The organism is Saccharopolyspora ipomoeae (assembly GCF_029952525.1).
Classification (GTDB): Bacteria; Actinomycetota; Actinomycetes; order Mycobacteriales; family Pseudonocardiaceae; genus Saccharopolyspora; species Saccharopolyspora ipomoeae.
Genome location: NZ_JASAOF010000024.1, coordinates 1 through 16,400, shown reverse-complemented (window position 1 = coordinate 16,400; position 16,400 = coordinate 1). Strand labels below are relative to the sequence as shown.

20 protein-coding genes are annotated in these 16,400 nt (G+C 71.8%); 10 read left to right on the top strand and 10 right to left on the bottom strand.

Features of this window, described 5'->3' with window-relative positions; genetic code table 11:
* The first annotated feature begins 1 nt into the window (after position 1).
* A complete protein-coding gene (locus QFW96_RS25720; protein ID WP_281458307.1) occupies positions 2–352 on the top strand; it encodes a metallopeptidase family protein in 351 nt (116 codons plus the stop codon).
* Positions 353–370: 18 nt separating this feature from the next.
* Here QFW96_RS25720 and QFW96_RS25715 read toward each other — a convergent pair whose 3' ends face one another.
* Positions 371–937 carry a TIGR03086 family metal-binding protein gene (locus QFW96_RS25715; RefSeq protein ID WP_281458306.1) on the bottom strand — a complete coding sequence of 189 codons (567 nt, stop codon included), beginning with the start codon at positions 935–937 and terminating at the stop codon, positions 371–373.
* Between the two features lie 132 nt (positions 938–1,069).
* On the opposite strand from QFW96_RS25715, the gene QFW96_RS25710 reads away from it, so the two are divergent.
* Positions 1,070–1,948 carry an intradiol ring-cleavage dioxygenase gene (locus QFW96_RS25710; protein ID WP_281458305.1) on the top strand — a complete coding sequence of 293 codons (879 nt, stop codon included), beginning with the start codon at positions 1,070–1,072 and terminating at the stop codon, positions 1,946–1,948.
* Here QFW96_RS25710 and QFW96_RS25705 read toward each other — a convergent pair.
* Positions 1,945–2,595 carry a histidine phosphatase family protein gene (locus QFW96_RS25705; protein WP_281458304.1) on the bottom strand — a complete coding sequence of 217 codons (651 nt, stop codon included), beginning with the start codon at positions 2,593–2,595 and terminating at the stop codon, positions 1,945–1,947. The two genes, QFW96_RS25710 and QFW96_RS25705, sit on opposite strands and share 4 nt — an antisense overlap.
* Positions 2,592–3,515 carry a prephenate dehydratase gene (gene pheA, locus QFW96_RS25700; RefSeq protein WP_281458303.1) on the bottom strand — a complete coding sequence of 308 codons (924 nt, stop codon included), beginning with the start codon at positions 3,513–3,515 and terminating at the stop codon, positions 2,592–2,594. Before pheA ends, QFW96_RS25705 begins: the two co-directional genes overlap by 4 nt.
* A gap of 189 nt (positions 3,516–3,704) precedes the next feature.
* On the opposite strand from pheA, the gene QFW96_RS25695 reads away from it, so the two are divergent.
* The 3 genes from QFW96_RS25695 (at position 3,705) to QFW96_RS25685 (ending at position 5,572) form a co-directional block, all read left to right on the top strand.
* Entirely contained in the window at positions 3,705–4,319 is a 615-nt protein-coding gene (locus QFW96_RS25695; protein ID WP_281458302.1) for a macro domain-containing protein, read from the top strand.
* Between the two features lie 75 nt (positions 4,320–4,394).
* Positions 4,395–4,877, top strand: coding sequence for a DoxX family protein (locus tag QFW96_RS25690; protein WP_281458301.1), 483 nt, complete (start codon positions 4,395–4,397; stop codon positions 4,875–4,877).
* A 59-nt stretch (positions 4,878–4,936) separates the two neighbouring features.
* Positions 4,937–5,572: a response regulator gene (locus tag QFW96_RS25685; RefSeq protein WP_281458300.1), complete on the top strand. Its 636-nt coding sequence runs from the start codon at positions 4,937–4,939 to the stop codon at positions 5,570–5,572.
* 219 nt (positions 5,573–5,791) lie between these two features.
* Here the strand turns inward: QFW96_RS25685 and rsrA are convergent, their stop codons facing one another.
* The gene (gene rsrA / locus QFW96_RS25680; RefSeq protein WP_281458299.1) at positions 5,792–6,112 is read right to left on the bottom strand and encodes a mycothiol system anti-sigma-R factor; all 321 of its coding nucleotides are present in this window, start codon (positions 6,110–6,112) and stop codon (positions 5,792–5,794) included.
* A complete protein-coding gene (locus QFW96_RS25675; RefSeq protein ID WP_425524794.1) occupies positions 6,109–6,795 on the bottom strand; it encodes a sigma-70 family RNA polymerase sigma factor in 687 nt (228 codons plus the stop codon). Before QFW96_RS25675 ends, rsrA begins: the two co-directional genes overlap by 4 nt.
* 225 nt (positions 6,796–7,020) lie before the next feature.
* On the opposite strand from QFW96_RS25675, the gene ybaK reads away from it, so the two are divergent.
* The gene (gene ybaK, locus QFW96_RS25670) at positions 7,021–7,497 is read left to right on the top strand and encodes a Cys-tRNA(Pro) deacylase (protein ID WP_281458298.1); all 477 of its coding nucleotides are present in this window, start codon (positions 7,021–7,023) and stop codon (positions 7,495–7,497) included.
* 313 nt (positions 7,498–7,810) lie between these two features.
* Here ybaK and QFW96_RS25665 read toward each other — a convergent pair whose 3' ends face one another.
* The 3 genes from QFW96_RS25665 to QFW96_RS25655 form a co-directional block, all read right to left on the bottom strand.
* Positions 7,811–8,422 (bottom strand): alpha/beta hydrolase family protein, encoded by a 612-nt coding sequence (locus QFW96_RS25665; protein WP_281458297.1) that lies wholly within the window; start codon positions 8,420–8,422, stop codon positions 7,811–7,813.
* Positions 8,419–9,135, bottom strand: coding sequence for an SOS response-associated peptidase (locus QFW96_RS25660; RefSeq protein ID WP_281458296.1), 717 nt, complete (start codon positions 9,133–9,135; stop codon positions 8,419–8,421). Before QFW96_RS25660 ends, QFW96_RS25665 begins: the two co-directional genes overlap by 4 nt.
* A 220-nt stretch (positions 9,136–9,355) precedes the next feature.
* Complete coding sequence (locus QFW96_RS25655; RefSeq protein WP_281458295.1) at positions 9,356–10,111, bottom strand: SOS response-associated peptidase; 756 nt, start codon at positions 10,109–10,111, stop codon at positions 9,356–9,358.
* 131 nt (positions 10,112–10,242) lie between these two features.
* Here QFW96_RS25655 and aroA point away from each other — a divergent pair, with 131 nt between their 5' ends.
* The 3 genes from aroA to QFW96_RS25640 all read left to right on the top strand — a co-directional run bounded on the left by aroA (position 10,243) and on the right by QFW96_RS25640 (position 13,512).
* Positions 10,243–11,511, top strand: a complete 1,269-nt coding sequence (gene aroA, locus QFW96_RS25650) for a 3-phosphoshikimate 1-carboxyvinyltransferase (RefSeq protein WP_281458294.1) — start codon at positions 10,243–10,245, stop codon at positions 11,509–11,511.
* Positions 11,512–11,527: 16 nt separating this feature from the next.
* Positions 11,528–12,535 carry a ribosome small subunit-dependent GTPase A gene (gene rsgA, locus QFW96_RS25645; RefSeq protein ID WP_281458293.1) on the top strand — a complete coding sequence of 336 codons (1,008 nt, stop codon included), beginning with the start codon at positions 11,528–11,530 and terminating at the stop codon, positions 12,533–12,535.
* A gap of 122 nt (positions 12,536–12,657) precedes the next feature.
* Positions 12,658–13,512: an SCO4651 family lipoprotein gene (locus tag QFW96_RS25640; protein ID WP_281458292.1), complete on the top strand. Its 855-nt coding sequence runs from the start codon at positions 12,658–12,660 to the stop codon at positions 13,510–13,512.
* Position 13,513: 1 nt separating this feature from the next.
* Here QFW96_RS25640 and QFW96_RS25635 read toward each other — a convergent pair whose 3' ends face one another.
* Entirely contained in the window at positions 13,514–14,011 is a 498-nt protein-coding gene (locus QFW96_RS25635; RefSeq protein ID WP_281458291.1) for a DUF6912 family protein, read from the bottom strand.
* On the bottom strand, positions 14,008–15,444 hold the full coding sequence (locus QFW96_RS25630) for a WS/DGAT/MGAT family O-acyltransferase (RefSeq protein ID WP_281458290.1): 1,437 nt from the start codon (positions 15,442–15,444) through the stop codon (positions 14,008–14,010). Before QFW96_RS25630 ends, QFW96_RS25635 begins: the two co-directional genes overlap by 4 nt.
* A gap of 18 nt (positions 15,445–15,462) precedes the next feature.
* Here QFW96_RS25630 and QFW96_RS25625 point away from each other — a divergent pair, with 18 nt between their 5' ends.
* The gene (locus tag QFW96_RS25625; protein WP_425524793.1) at positions 15,463–16,287 is read left to right on the top strand and encodes a TrmH family RNA methyltransferase; all 825 of its coding nucleotides are present in this window, start codon (positions 15,463–15,465) and stop codon (positions 16,285–16,287) included.
* Positions 16,288–16,400 lie beyond the last annotated feature (113 nt).

Genomic DNA, 16,400 nt, shown 5'->3' with positions numbered 1-16,400 from the left:
CATGCCGGTGGAGATGACCCGAGCCCGCTTCGACGAGCTCGTCGGCGACGCCCTGGACCGGTTGCCGACCGAGTTCGCGAACGCGATGAACAACGTCGTGGTGCTGGTCGAGGACACCCACCCGGAGGACCCGGAACTGCTGGGCCTCTACGAGGGCATCGCCCTGACCGAGCGCGACCACACCTACAGCGGCGTCCTGCCGGACACGATCACGATCTTCCGCGACCCGCTGCTGGCCATGTGCGAGGACGAGGAGGACGTCGTCGAGGAAGTGGCGATCACCGTCGTCCACGAGATCGCCCACCACTTCGGCATCGACGACGAGAAGCTCCACGAACTCGGCTGGGGCTGAGGAGCTCCTTCCGCGGCCCTAAGCGGCGCTCCGGCCCAGGTGGGCCATGAGGCGGTCGGTGGGGGTGGCGGTCGCCGGTGGGGTCGTGGCCGGGGCGAAACCGCCCTTGCCGCGCATCATCTCCTCCGGCACCGAGTCGATCAGGCCCTGGCAGTAGCGCAGCAGGCCCTCGGAGAACTCGGCGGAACCGCCGCAGCTGCGGCGCAGGTCCCAGGCGTGCATGGCGAGGTCGGCGACCGGGAACGCGACGGCCTGCCGCAACGGCACCTCGCCGGCCGGGGACGGTCGCGGCGACTCCAGGTCGGCACCGGGCAGCGCGCGCTCGATCCGGCCGCCGATCTCGCGGAGCCGCGAAGCCGGGTCCGGGCACACCCAGTCGGCGGGCTCGGACGGCGTCTGCCAGGTCTCCCCGCCCTCCAGCAGCAGGGCGACCTTCGTCGCGCTGCCGGTCACGTGCCCGACCAGCTCCCGCACGCTCCACTCGTCGAGGATCGACGGCTCGTCCCAGCTCCCCTCGGGAACCCGCTCCACAGCGTCGACGAACAACTCCAGCGCCTCGCCCACCACCGCGTTCAGCTCGCTCATGCGCGAAACCGTAGGCCGTGCCCCCGACACCCGCCGGTTCCCAGCCACCTCCCAGGTTCGGCACGAGGTTCGCCCAGGTCGTCGGCCTAGCGTCGTTCGCGTTGCCGGACACCACCGACGGAGGGACGCGCCATGTCACCTGACCGGACACCTTCGACGCCCACCTACCGGGGACGGCCGCTCGCCCGGCCCGCCGACGAGGTCGTCGACCAGGGTCTCGGGTTCGACCTCGGCACGCTGATGGACCGGCGCCGCGTGCTGCGGATCTTCGGCATCGGCGCGGCCGCGGCCGGTCTGGCCGCCTGCGGCTCGCAGGCCAGCGCCGGAAACGCCACCAGCGAGGGCGAGATCCCCGAGGAGACCGCCGGGCCCTACCCGGGCGACGGCTCCAACGGACCTGACGTGCTGGAGCGGAGCGGCATCGTCCGCCAGGACATCCGCTCCAGCTTCGGCGGTGCCACCGGAGTCGCCGAGGGCGTCCCGCTGACCCTGGAACTGACGATCTCCGACCTGGTCAGGGGAGACGTTCCGTTCACCGGAGTCGCGGTCTACGTCTGGCACTGCACCCGCGAGGGCGGCTACTCGATGTACTCCGAGGGCATCGAGGACGAGAACTTCCTGCGCGGCGTCCAGATCGCCGACGACCAGGGCAAGGCGCGGTTCACCAGCATCTTCCCGGCCTGCTACGACGGCCGGTGGCCGCACGTCCACTTCGAGGTCTACCCCGGCCAGGCCGACATCACCGACGTGTCGAAGGTGATCGCCACCTCGCAGGTCGCGCTGCCGAAGAACATCTGCGACACCGTCTACGCCCAACCCGGCTACGAGGCCTCGGTGGACAACCTCGCCAACGTCAGCCTCGACGGCGACATGGTCTTCGGCGACGACGGCGCCGCGCTGCAGCTGGCCACCGTCACGGGTGACGTGCAGACCGGCTACACGGCCGCCCTGCACGTCGCCATCGACACCAGCACCGAAGCCGGTGGCGGCGGAACGCCCCCGTCGCGCTAGAGCAGGCCGTCCCAGCCGAGGCAGCGCCAGCCGGTGCGGGTGGCCGGGTCGGACTCGATGATGATCAGGCCCGTGTTCGGCAGGTGCAGCGAATCGGCCTCCGCGCCGGTGATCTCCTCCACCAGCACACCGGCGACCAGGCGCAGCATCGCGCCGTGGCTGACCATCACCACCGCGCCCTCCGACACGCCCTCCAGGGCGCTGCGGGCACCGGCCAGGAACCGGGTGATCGCGTCCCGCCCGGTCTCGCCGCCACCCGGCATCGGCACGTCGAGGTCGTGGCTGTGCCACGCGGCGTAGACCTCGTCGAAGACCGCGAGCACCTCCGGGCCGCCCAAGCCCTCCAGCTCACCGACGAACACCTCGTGCGTGCCCTCGACCAGCTGCAACGGCAGTCCGAGGCGCCGCGCGACGGGCTCGGCGGTCTGCTGCGCGCGCAGCGCGTGGCTGGCGTGCACCCCGACGATCTTGTCGTCGCGCTCGGCCAGCCGCTCCGCCAGCTCCTCGGCCTGCTGCCGCCCCAGCTCGGTCAGACCCGGGCCCGGCGGCAGCGTGTCGAGCAGCTTCGCCACGTTCGCCGGGGTCTGCCCGTGCCGGGCCAGCACCAACCGCACGCCCGCCGGGGCCGACAGCTCGAACCCGCTCACGCCAACCTCCCCTCGCGCACCGCGGCCAACCACTCCGCGGACTCCCGGAACGCCTGCTCCGACGACTCCGGCCGCACCGGCGCGGCCGCCCGGTCCGCCTTCGGGTACGAACCCAGGAACCGCACCGAGTCGCAGCGCCGCTGCAGCGCCCCCAGCGCCTCGCCGATCCGCGCGTCCGCGACGTGCCCGTCGAAGTCCAGGAAGAACCGGTAGTGCCCGAAGCTGTCCTTGACCGGCCGCGACTCGATCCGGCTCAGGTTGATCCCGCGCAGCGACAGCTCCGACAGCATGTCCGTCAGCGTGCCGACCTCGTGGCTGATCACCGCGCAGATCGACGTCCGGTCCGCGCCGGTCGGCTCGGGCAGCGTGCCCGGCTTGCGGACCAGCAGGAACCGGGTGACCGCGTCGCGGACGTCGGCGATGCCGGTCGCCAACCGCTCCAGCGTCGGGTAGTGCTCACCGGCCACCGGCGCCGAGATCGCCGCGTCGAAGTCGCCGTCGGCCACGGCGGCGGCCGCCGCGGCCGTCGAGCTGACCGCCCGCACGTCCGCCTTCGGCAGGTTCTCGCCCATCCAGCCGCGCACCTGCGCCAGCGCGTGCGGGTGGCTGGCCACCGTCTCGACCCGCTCCAACGTCATGCCCGGGCGGGCGAGCACGTCGAACTGGACCGGGATCACGGCCTCCCGGACCGCGACCAGCGGTTCGTCGATCGTCAGCGCGTCCAGGGTCGCCGGCACCGAGCCCTCCACGGAGTTCTCCACCGGGACGCCGGCGGCCAGCACCTCCCCCGATCGCACCGCGGCCAGGGCCACCGGAACGGTGTCGCAGGGCACGAGTTCGGCGTCGAAGTCCTCGGTCAGCAAGCGCGTCGCCTGCTCCGTGAAAGTTCCGGGCGGGCCGAGATAGGCGATGTCGGGCACGCGCCCAGGTTACGGGCCCGGTGAAGCGGCCCGCCCCGAACCCGACGACCGGGCCTCACGTGAACGGTTTTCACCGACCACTCGGCGGTTTCCACGCTCCGTGACCGCTCGCGCGGCCACCGATCCGGCTAAACGCCACGTCGCCGCAGATGTGACCTACCCAATGCCACTACGCGGTGCATTCCTGCGATGCTGTGTGGCGTGACCGCAGATTCGGGGCGCTCATCGGCAGAAGGAGCGGAGCCGGAGCTGCAGCTCGTCCTCTGCGCGTTGGACGAGCCGCTGGCCGCGGCCTGGCAGGAGATCGCGGAGAGCCGGCCAGGCATGTCCGTTCATCAGGGCTCGGTGCTCGACGTGCACGTGGACGCCGTCGTCAGCCCGGCCAACTCCTACGGCTGGATGCGCGGCGGCATCGACGCGGTGTACGCCCGCGCCTTCCCTGACGTCGAGGAGCAGGTGCGCAGCGCCGTGCTCGCCTACCACGGCGGCGAGCTGCCGGTCGGCGAAGCGCTGCTGGTCCCCACCGGCGCGCCCAGCCCGATCTGGCTGATCAGCGCGCCCACCATGCGCGAACCCGGCGAGTCGCTGCCCGCCGACACCGTGCACCCCTACCTCGCCGCGCGCGCCGTGCTGCGGCTGTGGGCCAGCGCGGTCCTCGACAACGGCGCCCCGGTCCACCGCGTCGTGCACTCCATCGCCATGCCCGGACTGGGCACCGGCATCGGCGGCGCCGCCCCCGAGCTGTGCGCCCGGCAGGTCGCCGCGGCCTGGGACGAGGTCTTCGCCCAGGTCGATCTGCACTGAGATCCGTTGCCAGGCGGGCGCAGGAGCGAGTCAGTACCGTCGGGCACGGACTACCCACGTCAGGAGGTTCTCCCGATGCTGATTCGCCGTTTGGCGCGTCCGATGCTCGCTTCGATCTTCATCTGGGGCGGCATCGGTGCCCTCCGCGACTCGTCGAACCACGCCAAGGCCGCCGCGCCGGTGCTCGACAAGGTCACCGGACCGGTCCAGGGCTCGCTGCCCGATCAGGTGCCCACGGACCCCGAGACGCTGGTGCGCGTCGACGCCGCCGTGAAGATCGGCGCGGGCGCGATGCTGGCGCTGGGCAAGTTCCCGCGGCTGGCGTCGCTGCTGCTGGCGGGCAGCATCGTGCCGACGACCCTGGCCGCGCACCGGTTCTGGGAGCACGAGGACCCGCAGCAGCGCGGCGAGCAGCAGATCCACTTCCTGAAGAACCTCGGCCTGCTCGGCGGCGTCCTGCTCGCCTCGGTCGACACCGGCGGCAAGCCCAGCGTCGGCTACCGGGCCCGCAAGAGCGCCAAGAAGGCGAAGAAGACCGCCAAGAAGAACAAGAAGTAGGTCACCTCGGGCGGACACCGCTGCGCGCGGTGTCCGGACCGCCCATTAGCGTGGTCGTCGTGGCAGTCAGAGTGCTGTTGGTCGATGATCACGAAGTGGTGCGGCGCGGTCTGCGCGACCTGCTGGACACCGAATCCGACGTCGAGATCGTCGCCGAGGCGGGCGGCGTGGGCGAGGCCTTGGCGCGCGCGCAGGCCGTCGCCCCGGACGTCGCGGTCATCGACATGCGACTTCCCGACGGCGACGGCCTGGAGCTGTGCCGCAAGCTGCGAGCGCTGCCCGACGCGCCGTACTGCCTGGTCCTGACGGCCTTCGACGACGAGCAGGCCCTGGTCGGCGCGATCAACGCCGGCGCCTCCGGCTACCTGCTCAAGCAGGTGCGGGGGCAGGACCTGGTCAACGCGGTCCGTGAGGTCGCGGCCGGTCGGTCGCTGCTGGACCCGGTCACCACCGGGCGGGTGCTGGCCCACCTGCGCCAGTCCAGCAGCCCGGAACCGGACGAGCTGGCGGCGCTCACCGAACGGGAGCGCAGGGTCCTGGAGCTGATCGGCGAGGGCCTGACGAACCGGCAGATCGCCGAGCGCCTGTTCCTCGCCGAGAAGACCGTCAAGAACTACGTGACCTCGGTCCTGGCCAAGCTCGGGATGGAGCGGCGGACCCAGGCCGCCGCCTGGGTCGCCCGCCGCGAGAAGTGACCGGGCCGCACGAGCCAACCCCGGGATCGCGCGAACCAACCGGCGAAGCCGCTTTCTCCTCCACCACCCCGGCAGCTCGCACCGCCGGGGTTCTGAGCGGTGCTGCGGCGAGCACGCCGCGACGCCGTGCACCGGCATGCATCAGGAGTGGCGCGCGGAGTCCACAGCGCCGCTCATGTTCCCCCACCCGCCGCCGAGCAAGCTGACGGCGGATCGTGGTCATTTCTTGGTCCGGACCTCGACCGAGGTTCCTTCCGGACCGTGTTCGACGGTGATCTCGGCCTTGCTCAGGACCGCTTCGCGGATGGAGGAGCGCAGCCGATCCTTGAGCTCGGTCGGCGCGTGCTCGCCGCTGCACTTGCGCTGCAGCAGCGCCTTGAGGTGCTCCTCGATGCCGAAGTGCTCCAGGCACGTCCCGCAACCGTCGAGGTGGCGCTGCACTGCCTCGCGCCGCGCCTGGTCGCACTCGTTGTCCAGGAACAGCCACACCTCGGCGAGCGCGTCCTGGCAGGAGGCCTCGTCGGGCTCACCGCAATTCATGAAGTGCTCACCTCCTGCTGGGTCTCCCGCAAGAAGCCTCGATCACGGGCGACGTCGGTGAGCATCTCACGCAGCTGCCTGCGACCACGGTGCAGCCTCGACATCACCGTGCCGATGGGAGTGCCCATGATCTCGGCGATCTCCTTGTAGGCGAAACCTTCGACGTCCGCGAGGTACACGACCATGCGGAACTCCTCGGCCAGCAGCTGCAGCGCGGCCTTGACGTCGGTGTCGGGCAGCCGGTCCAGCGCCTCGACCTCGGCGGAGCGCAGCCCGGTCGAGGTGTGGTTCTCGGCCTGGGCGAGCTGCCAGTCGGCGATCTCATCGGTGGGCTGCTGCTGCGGCTGGCGCTGCCGCTTGCGGTAGCCGTTGATGTAGGTGTTGGTGAGGATCCGGTACAGCCAGGCCTTCAGGTTCGTGCCCTGGGTGAAGGACTTGAACGCCGAGAAGGCCTTCAGGTAGGTCTCCTGGACGAGGTCCTCGGCGTCCTGCGCGTTGCGGGTCATCCGCAGCGCGGCGCCGTAGAGCTGGTCCAGCAGCGGCATGGCGTCCCGCTCGAAGCGGGCCGCGCGCTGCTCGTCCGTCTCCTCCACGACGTCCTGCACCTTCTCCGGGGCGACGTCGCGGTTCGCGGTGGTGGTGGAGTCCGCGGTGTTCACAGAGTCCTCTGGGGTGCCAGGCACCAGGCTCCTTTCCCGCCGCCCGGGCTTGGTGGCGGCAGACGACGAACCCATGCACTCCTTCGCATGGTCCGTGTTCGAGGATACCCGCGCTGTCCTGCTATTACCGGTAGGCAACAGCGGCGTGCGCGGTGGGCGGTCCAGCACGCAGGTGTTCGTCGAATCCATCGTCACGCTGGGTTCAACACGGGCTCCGGGAGCGCTATTCCGGGCTCTAAGGTGACGTGCGTGGCAGGCAAGGGAACTCCAGCGACCGCGCTGTTGAGCAAGAAGGGCGTGACGCACCGCGTGCACGCCTACGACCACGACCCGCGCGCCGAGTCGTTCGGCCTCGAAGCGGCCGAAGCACTCGGCCAATCACCCGATCGAGTGTTCAAAACGCTGGTGGCGGACGTCGACGGCTCACTCACCGTGGGTGTGGTTCCTGTCACCGGCCAGCTCGACCTCAAGGCGCTCGCCGCCGCGGCGGGCGGCAAGAAGGCCAAGATGGCCGAGATCGCCGCAGCGGAACGAGCCACCGGCTACGTCGCGGGAGGCATCTCCCCGCTCGGCCAGAAGAAGCGCCTCACCGTCGTCATCGACACCTCGGCCCGGGCCTTCGACACGATCTACTGCAGCGCGGGCCGCAGGGGACTCGAGATCGAACTGGCCCCGCAGGACCTCGCCGACCTCCTGCAAGCCGGGTTCGCCGACATCGCGGGCTGAACCGAACCCGCGAGCAGCGGACCACCGCCCTGAAAAGCCCGAGGGGAGCGACCCGCAGGTCGCTCCCCTCGGCGCCCGGTGCCGCTGCCGCGCAACAGCCGCACCCCGCTCCGAGCAGGGACGGGGGAATCGTCCTGCCCGGTTGGAAGACCGCTCGGGGGCCCAGCGCCGAGGAGATCCTGCTGGCTCGCGATCGCAGGAGCAATCCGGGGAATTTCAAATGGTGATCGAAGCTCGCGATTCCCGTCGCGACCAGCCGGAACACGATCCGAACGACTCGCTCCACCTGGTGAAGCCACCCGATGGAGCGATCTCAGTCCAGCAGGCGGACGACCTTCGCCAGCCACTCCGACGTCGCCCGGTGCACGGCCTCGACGTCGGCCTTGAGCGAGTGGTCACCGGCCACCAGCACGACCTCGCGGTGATGAGCCGGTTCCGGGCGGCCGAAGGCGTCCCGCTCGCCCTGCACGACCAGCACCGGGTTGTCGACCGCGTCGATCTCGGCGGCGCGGGACTTCTCCGGCTTGCCCGGCGGGTGCAGCGGGAACGCCAGGCACAGCACGGCCTGCGCCTCACCCGCCTCGGCGGTGCGGCAGGCCACCCGGGCGCCGGAGGAACGCCCGCCGAAGATCAGCGGGAGGTCGGCGAACCAGCGCTCGCCGAGGTCCTCGGCCACCGCCAGCCAGGCGGCGTCCAGCTGCTTGGCCGGCGCGGGAGCCCTGCGGCCGGCCACCCGGTAGGGCTGCTCGACCAGCGCCACGTGCACCCCGGCGTCGGTGGCCGCGCGGGTGGCCGCCACCAGGTCGGGCGCGTGCACGCCGCCGCCCGCGCCGTGCCCGAGCAGCAGCGCGGCACGGCCCTCCTCGGCGCAGTGCAGTTCGGCCCGAGCCGGGCCGTGCGGGGTGTCGACCTCGATGCTGGTCATGACTCGAACAACGCCGCTTGCTCGGCCGGCGCGGGCACCGGGTCGGCGGGTTCCAGGAGGTCAGGATGGTTGTTGCGCATGCTGTTCACCTCGGTCGACACCGTGTGGAGCGCCAGCTCGCCGAGCACGCCGGGCTCGGGGCGCAGCAACTCGTCGATCTCGCTTCGCGTCGGATCCAGCCAGTCCGCCCAGCTCTCCTCGGGCAGCACCAGCGGCATCCGGTGGTGCACGTCGGCGAGCTCGCCGACCGCGTCGGTGGTGACCACGGCGCAGGTCACCAGCGGCTGCGCCGCCGAGTTCGGGTCCCACCACGCGGAGAACACCGCGGCCATCGCCATGCTCCGGCCGTCCCGGCGACGGCACAGGTAGGGCTGGCGGCGCTTGTCACCGGGCTGCCACTCGTACCAGCCGGTCGCGGGCATCAGGCAGCGGCGGCGCCGCGCCGACTCGGCGTAGGCGGGCTTGGTGGTGATCGTCTCCGCCCGGGCGTTGATCATCGGCGGTCCGCCGTCGGCCTCCTTCGCCCACGTCGGCACCAGTCCCCAGCGGACCGGGCGGACGCTGCGCTCGGCACCCCGCTGCACCACGATCGGCACGGTCTTGGTCGGCGTGATGTTGAAGTCCGCGCCGGTCGCACCCGCGGTGCGATCCACGGCGTCGAACTCCTCGGCCAACGCCGCCGGGTCCTGCCGCACGGCGTAACGCCCGCACATCCGCCCTCACCTCGACTAAGGAACTTGTTCAGGACTCACGTTGCTCGACGGTGCAGGTAGCGGAACCTGAGCGCCTCCGTGGACTCCGTGCGCCGCTCCTTGAGTATGCCAATACGAGGCGTCCCGGCGTACTCGCCACGAAGGCGCTCAGAACCCGCGCCGGTGCCGGTTGCCGGGGTGGTGGAAGAGAATGCGGCTCCGCCGCATACCTCAACACCGCCTACGTCCGAGGGTCCAAACCTACCGCTTCGCCGGAGGCGTCGAGAGACACGCGATCGAGCAGTTCCGCGCCGTTGTTGCGGACGTTGTTCACCGCCGTCGACACCGGCCTGACCTCCAACGACTCCGCCACGTCCAGCGACGGCGGCGCCAGCAGGTCCGACACGTCCGGCTGATCGGGGTCCAGCCAGTGCGCCCACGCCGAGGGCTCCAGCAGCAGCGGCATCCGGTCGTGCACCTCGGTCAGCTGCCCGACCGCCGCCGCGGTCAGCACCGAGCAGGTCACCAGCGGCTCGGCCTCGTCGTTCTCCCGCCACGTCGAGTAGATGCCGGCCATCGCCAGGCTCGACCCGTCCGGCGGGGTCATGAAGAACGGCTGCTTGCGCCCGCCCTCGCGCTTCCACTCGTACCAACCGTCGGCCGGGACCAGGCAGCGGTAGCGCTTGATCGAGCTGCGGAACGCGGGCTTGCTGGTCACCGTCTCCGACTTGGCGTTGATCATCCGGCTGCCGATGGACTTGTCCTTGGCCCAGAACGGCACCAGACCCCACCTCATCACCCGGATCGACCGCTCGGTGCGCTCCAGGTCGGCTTCCGCGGCCTCGTCCCGCGGATGCCGCTGCACCACCGTGAGCACCCGCTTGGTCGGGGCCACGTTGAAGTCCGCGCCCGGCGCCGCACCACCGGTGGCGTCCAGAGCGGCGAATTCCGCGGCGAGCTTGCCGGGATCCTTGCTGGAGGCGTACCTGCCGCACATCCGCTTCTCCACCCTCCCGCGTGCCGACGAGCCGTCAGTCCACTTCATCCTGGCAGTCCGCTTCGCCCCAGGCGAGCGTCCCGACCGCCCCGGCGCTGAAACAACCGGGTGGAGTGCGGGATCATTGACCCATGACCCAGCTCTGGCCCGCTCCCGTCGCCACCGGCACCGTGCGCGCGACGGTCCCGCTGCCCGGTTCGAAGTCGATCACCAACCGGGCGCTGGTGCTCGCCGCGCTCGCCGACGGCCCGTCGACGCTGCGCGCACCGCTGCGCAGCCGGGACACCGAGCTGATGGCCTCCGCGCTGCGCTCGCTGGGCGCCACGATCATCGACGGACCGGACGGATCCTGGCAGGTCACCCCCGCTGACCTGCGCGGACCCGCCGAGGTCGACTGCGGGCTGGCCGGCACCGTGATGCGCTTCGTACCGCCGGTTGCCGCGCTGGCCGTCGGCCGGATCGCCTTCGACGGCGACCCGCAGGCCCGCAAGCGCCCGCTGGGCACCGTGCTCGACGCGCTGCGCGCGCTCGGCGCCGACATCACCGGCAGCGCCCTGCCGTTCGAGGTCCACGGCACCGGCGCGCTGACCGGCGGCGTCGTCACCATCGACGCCTCGGCGTCCTCGCAGTTCGTCTCCGGCCTGCTGCTGTCCGCGCCCCGCTTCGACCAGGGCGTGACCGTCCGCCACTCCGGACCGCCCGTGCCGTCCCTGCCGCACATCGACATGACCGTCGAGATGCTGCGCGACGCCGGCGTCGTCGCCGACCGCTCGCAGCGCAACACCTGGCGCGTCGAACCCGGCCCGATCAGCGCGCTGAACTGCGACGTCGAGCCCGACCTGTCCAACGCCACCCCGTTCCTGGCCGCCGCCGCGGTCACCGGCGGCACGGTCACCGTCCCCGGCTGGCCCGCCCGCACGACCCAGCCCGGCGACGCGATCCGCGAAATCCTGGACCGGATGGGAGCCGAGGTCCGCCTCGACGCCGACGGGCTCACCGTCACCGGCCCGGACGAGCTCGCCCCCGTCGACATCGACCTGCGCGCCGTCGGCGAGCTCACCCCCACCGTCGCCGCCCTGGCCGCCCTGGCCACCGGCCAGTCGCGGCTGCGCGGCATCGCCCACCTGCGCGGGCACGAGACCGACCGGCTCGCCGCCCTGGAGACCGAGCTGAACAAGCTCGGCGCGCAGGCCGGCCAGACCGAGGACGGCCTGGTCATCGACCCCGCCCCGATGTCCGGCGCCGAGTGGCACTCCTACGCCGACCACCGGATGGCCACCGCGGGCGCCATCCTCGGCCTCAAGGTCCCGGGCGTGGTCGTCGAGGACATCGCCACCACCAGCAAGACCATCCCCGACTTCCCCGGGATGTGGACCGCGATGCTGGAGGAGACCGCGTGACCCCGGGAGCCGGCAGATGAGCAAGCGCGGGTGGCGCAACCTCGACGAATCCGACGTGCGGGTGCGGCCCGGGCGCGGCAGCAGGCCGCGCAGCAAGCAACGCCCCAAGCACGCCGACGCCGCCGAGGCGATGGTCATCGCCGTCGACCGCGGCCGCTGGACCGTCGCCCTCGACGGCGACCCGGACCGCGTCGTCACCGCCATGCGCGCCCGCGAGCTCGGCCGCACGCCCGTCGTCGTCGGCGACCTGGTGGGCGTCGTCGGCGACATCTCCGGCAAGCCCGACACGCTCGCGCGCATCGTGCGCGTCTCCGACCGATCCAGCGTGCTGCGCCGCACCGCCGACGACACCGACCCCTACGAGCGGGTCGTCGTCGCCAACGCCGAGCGGCTGATCATCGTCACCGCGCTGGCCGACCCGCCGCCGCGCCCCGGCTTCATCGACCGCTGCCTGGTCGCCGCCTACGCGGGTGGACTCTCCCCGGTGCTGTGCCTGACCAAGGCCGACCTCGCCGATCCCGGCGAGTGGATCGCCAGCTACTCCTCGCTGGACATGCCGATCACCATCACCAGCCTCGGCACCCAGCCCGACGAGCTGCGCTCGCTGCTCTCCGACCGGGTCTCCGCGCTCGTCGGCCACTCCGGCGTCGGCAAGTCCACGCTGGTCAACGAGCTGGTCCCGGCTGCCGAACGCGCGACCGGCGAAGTCAGCGGCGTCGGCAAGGGCCGGCACACCTCGACCTCGGCCGTCGCGCTCGCGCTGCCCGGCGGAGGCTGGGTCGTCGACACGCCCGGCATCCGCTCCTTCGGCCTCGCCCACGTCACCGCCGACGACGTGATCGCCCCCTTCGAGGGCTTCGCCGAAGCCGCCGAGGAGTGCCCGCCGAACTGCGGGCACCTCGGCGGCACCGACGACCCGGACTGCCACCTCGACACCTACGCGGCGGAGGAGGGCGGCAGCGCCGAGCAGCTCAGCTCGCTGCGCAGGCTCCTGCGCTCCCGCGCCGGCCTGGACGAGTCCTGATCCGGTGATCTCGGGGCGTCCCCCGAACGGGGACGCGCGTCCCCGGTGGGCTCCCGGCTTCGTTGCTACGTTGGCCAGCGGAATCCGAGCCATCCCGCCACCCGCCGGAGGAGCGCGTCCCGATGCCCCGAGCCCGCACCAGGACTGCGGTGTTGTCCGCCGGTCTCGCCCTGACCGCAGCACTCGGTGCCTGCACCAGCGAGCCCCAGCCCCACGCGGCCGCGCCCCGGGCCGCCGCCCGTCCCGATCCGCGCCCGGCCGCCGAGTCGATGCTCGCCGACACCATCGGTAAGATCAACAGCACCGGCACCGCGCACGCGACCATGACCGGCAGCCTCGGCGTCGTCGGACAGCTCAACGCCGACGGAGTCGTCCGCTACCGCGGCCCGCAGGCCGACCTCGCGCTCGACGGCAAGACCCGCAACACGCGCACCGAGAAGCTCGCCGTGTCCATCGTGGACAACACCGGCTACCTCAACACCCCGCTCGCCCGGCCCGACCCGAGCAAGCAGTGGCTGAAGATCTCCCAGGACGGCTCGGACTTCGGCTCCAAGCTGCTCAGCCCCGCCCTGGACCAGCTGCACGAATCCGTCGACCCGCGCGCCACGTTCAGCGGCGTCGAAGCAGCCACCCGCATCCAGGGCACGGCCCCCGACACCGTCGACGGCCGACCCACCACCCGCTACGAGCTGCGCATCCTCACCGACGAGGCCGCCGAGATCGCGCCCGACGAGCAGCAGCGCGAGCGCTTCCAGCAGGCCGCCGACGACGGCGAGCGGGAACTCGGCTACCAGCTCTGGCTCGACGACCAGGGCCTGCCCGCCAAGTTCGCCGCCACCACCCGCGTCGCCCAGGCCGGCGAGGTCTCGCTGACCTCCACCTACCGCGACTGGGGCAGCCCGGTCGAGATCCCGCTGCCCCCGGCCAACGACGTCGGCGTCCTCGACGGACTCCCGCCGATGGCGCAGCCGCGCTGACCTACATCAGCTCCAGCAGGAACGGAACCTCCTGCGGGGCGTACCAGGCGAGCTCGTGGTCCTCGGCCTCACCGAGCGCGAACTCCGCGTCCGGGTCGCCGAGGTCCGCGGCGTCGATGACCTCGACCGCCGCCTTCACCGCGTCCTCCGCCTCGGTGGTGTCCACGTGCACCGCGGCGAGCTGCTTCCAGCTCACCGGGCCGGACACCTTCACCACCGCGTGGTCCAGGTCCGGCCGCAACGTCACGTCGTCGACGTCGGCCGAGACCACCACGCGGCGCTGCTCGATCTTGCCGTCCTCGTCGGCGGCCAGCAGCCGCAGCGACGCGCGAGCGGCCTCCCGCATCGCCGCGTACTCCAGCTCCTCGGTGTCGCCGGTGGCGTAGGACTCGCGAAGCGCCGGAGTCAACGCGAAAGCCGTCCCGCCGAGCGGCTGCAGCTGCTTGTCCGCCACCAGTTGCTGCAACATCGGCAGCGTGGCGGGCAGGTAAATCCTCATGCGTCGACCGTCCCGATCATCTCGTCTACAGCTTCACCGATCATCGCCGCCAGCACGCCGACGTCGGGCATCGCATCCCGATCCGCGTTCAGCCCGAAGTACACCGCGCCGTTGTACGAGGTCACCCCGACCGACAGCGACTGGTTCTTGGCCAGCGGCACCACCGGGAACATCTCCATCATCCTCGCCCCCGCCGCGTACAGCGGCACCTGCGGGCCCGGCACGTTCGTGACCAGCACGTTGAACAACCGGTCCGAGAACTGGTTGGCCACCCGGGCTCCCAGCGCGTGCAACGTCGGCGGGGCGAAACCGCTGACCTTCACCAGCGCGTCCGCCGCCACCGACTGGCCCGACTCGGCGTGCGCCCGCATGGCGTGGCTGACCTGGTGCAACCGCATCGTCGGATTGCCCTCGCCCACCGGCAGGTCCACCAGGTAGGCCGAGACCTTGTTGCCCGCGGAACCGACCGGCAGGCTCGCGGTGTCCTGGTAGGCCGCGTCCGCCTCGGCGTCGTCGGACCGCACCGACACCGGCACCATCGCGCGCAACGTCGTCGACGGCGTGACCACCTCGCCGCGCGAGAGCAGCCAGTTCCGCAGCGCACCCGCCACCACCGCCAGCACCACGTCGTTGACCGTGCTGCCGTGCGCCCGCCGGACCGCGCGGAGGTCGTCGAGCTTCGCCTTGGCCACCGCGAACCGGCGCTGCGTCGACGTCGGCGCGTTCAGCGGTCCGCTCGGCGCGGGCACCACCGCCGCCCGGACCGCCGAGGCGACGCCGCCGAGCGCGCGCGTCACCTTCTGGACCGTCGCCGAGGCGTCGACCATCGCGGCCCGCGCGTTCTCCACGATCTCGCCGGGCCGCTGGACCACGTCGGTGGCGGCCTCCACCAGCAGCTGTGTCACCGTCGGCGCGGGCCGCGGCATCCACAGCGCGTCCGGGTCCTCGATCTCGCGGTTGCGCTGCACGTCGAAGATGACCTGCCCGATGTCGATCGCGCCGATCCCGTCGATCATCGCCTGGTGGGTCTTGGTGATGATCGCGACCCGGTTCCGGGACAGGCCCTCCACCAGGTACAGCTCCCACAGCGGCCGGGTGTGGTCGAGCTTGCGCGACATCAGCCGCGCCACCAGGTCGTGCAGCTGATCGTCGTTGCCCGGCTTCGGCAGCGCCGACCGGCGCACGTGGTAGGTGAGGTCGAAGTCCTGGTCGTCCACCCACACCGGTCGTGCGAGGCTGCCCGGCACCTCCATCACCCGCTGCCGGTAGCGCGGAACCAGACCGAGCCTGCGATCGACCATCGACAGCAGGTGCTCGTAGTCGAAACCGCTCCGCGGCCGCCGGAACACCGCGACACCACCGACGTGCATCGGGGTCGTGTAGTCCTCCAGGTAGAGGAAGGAGGCGTCGACGGCGGAAAGACGATCGGGCATGCCGAGATCCTGGCACACATGGCCTGCGGACCGAGGGGTTCACCCGCCGAGCCCTCAGGCGGGCATGTGACACTTGATGGTGTGACCAGCGAAGTTTCCCCGAAGGACCGATTCGTCACCGTCTACGGCCGCAAGCCCGTGTTGGAGGCGTTGGCCGACTACGACCTGCGGGTCGACAAGGTGATCGTCGCCGAAGGGCTCCGGGGCGGGGCCATCTCGGAGATCGAGGAAGCCGCGGCCGACCGCGCGGTGAAGGTGCAGCGCGCCAGCGCGCACCGGGTGAAGGTCCTCGCCGGGAACGGCAGGCACGACCAAGGCGTCGTCGCCGACGTCGTCGCCCGCCGGATGCGACCGCTCGTGGACGCACTCGCCGACCCGGCCACGGCACCGCGCACCGTCCTGCTGCTGGACGGCCTGACCACGCCCGCCAACGTCGGCATGATCCTGCGCACCGCGACCGCCGCCGGCATCGACGGCATCGTCGTCCCGCACCGCGGAGTCGCCGGTCTCGACCCGCTGGTCATCAAGGCCTCCGCCGGTGTCGCGTTCCACGCCCCCGTGCTGCGCAGCCGCACCGCCGCCGAAGCCGCCGAACTCCTCACCGAAGCCGGCTACCCGCTCTACGCCCTGGACGCCGACGCCGAGCACAGCCTCTACGACACCGACTTCGGCGACCGCGCCGTGTTCGTCCTCGGCAGCGAAACCGCCGGCCTGTCCACCGAGGTGGAGGAGCGCATCGCCCAGCCCCTGTCCATCCCGATGGCCGGCGGCGTCGAATCCCTCAACGTCGCCAGCGCTGCGGCGGTGCTCTGCTTCGAACTCCGCCGCCGCTGGTCGGCCTGATCTGTCGGCGCCGGGCCGACCTCCGTCGGCCCGGCCCCTTCCTTCTCCAGAACGCACGAAACGGGGCCGGTAGAAGTTGCCTTCTACCGGCCCCGTTGTAAGGAATGTGTCGG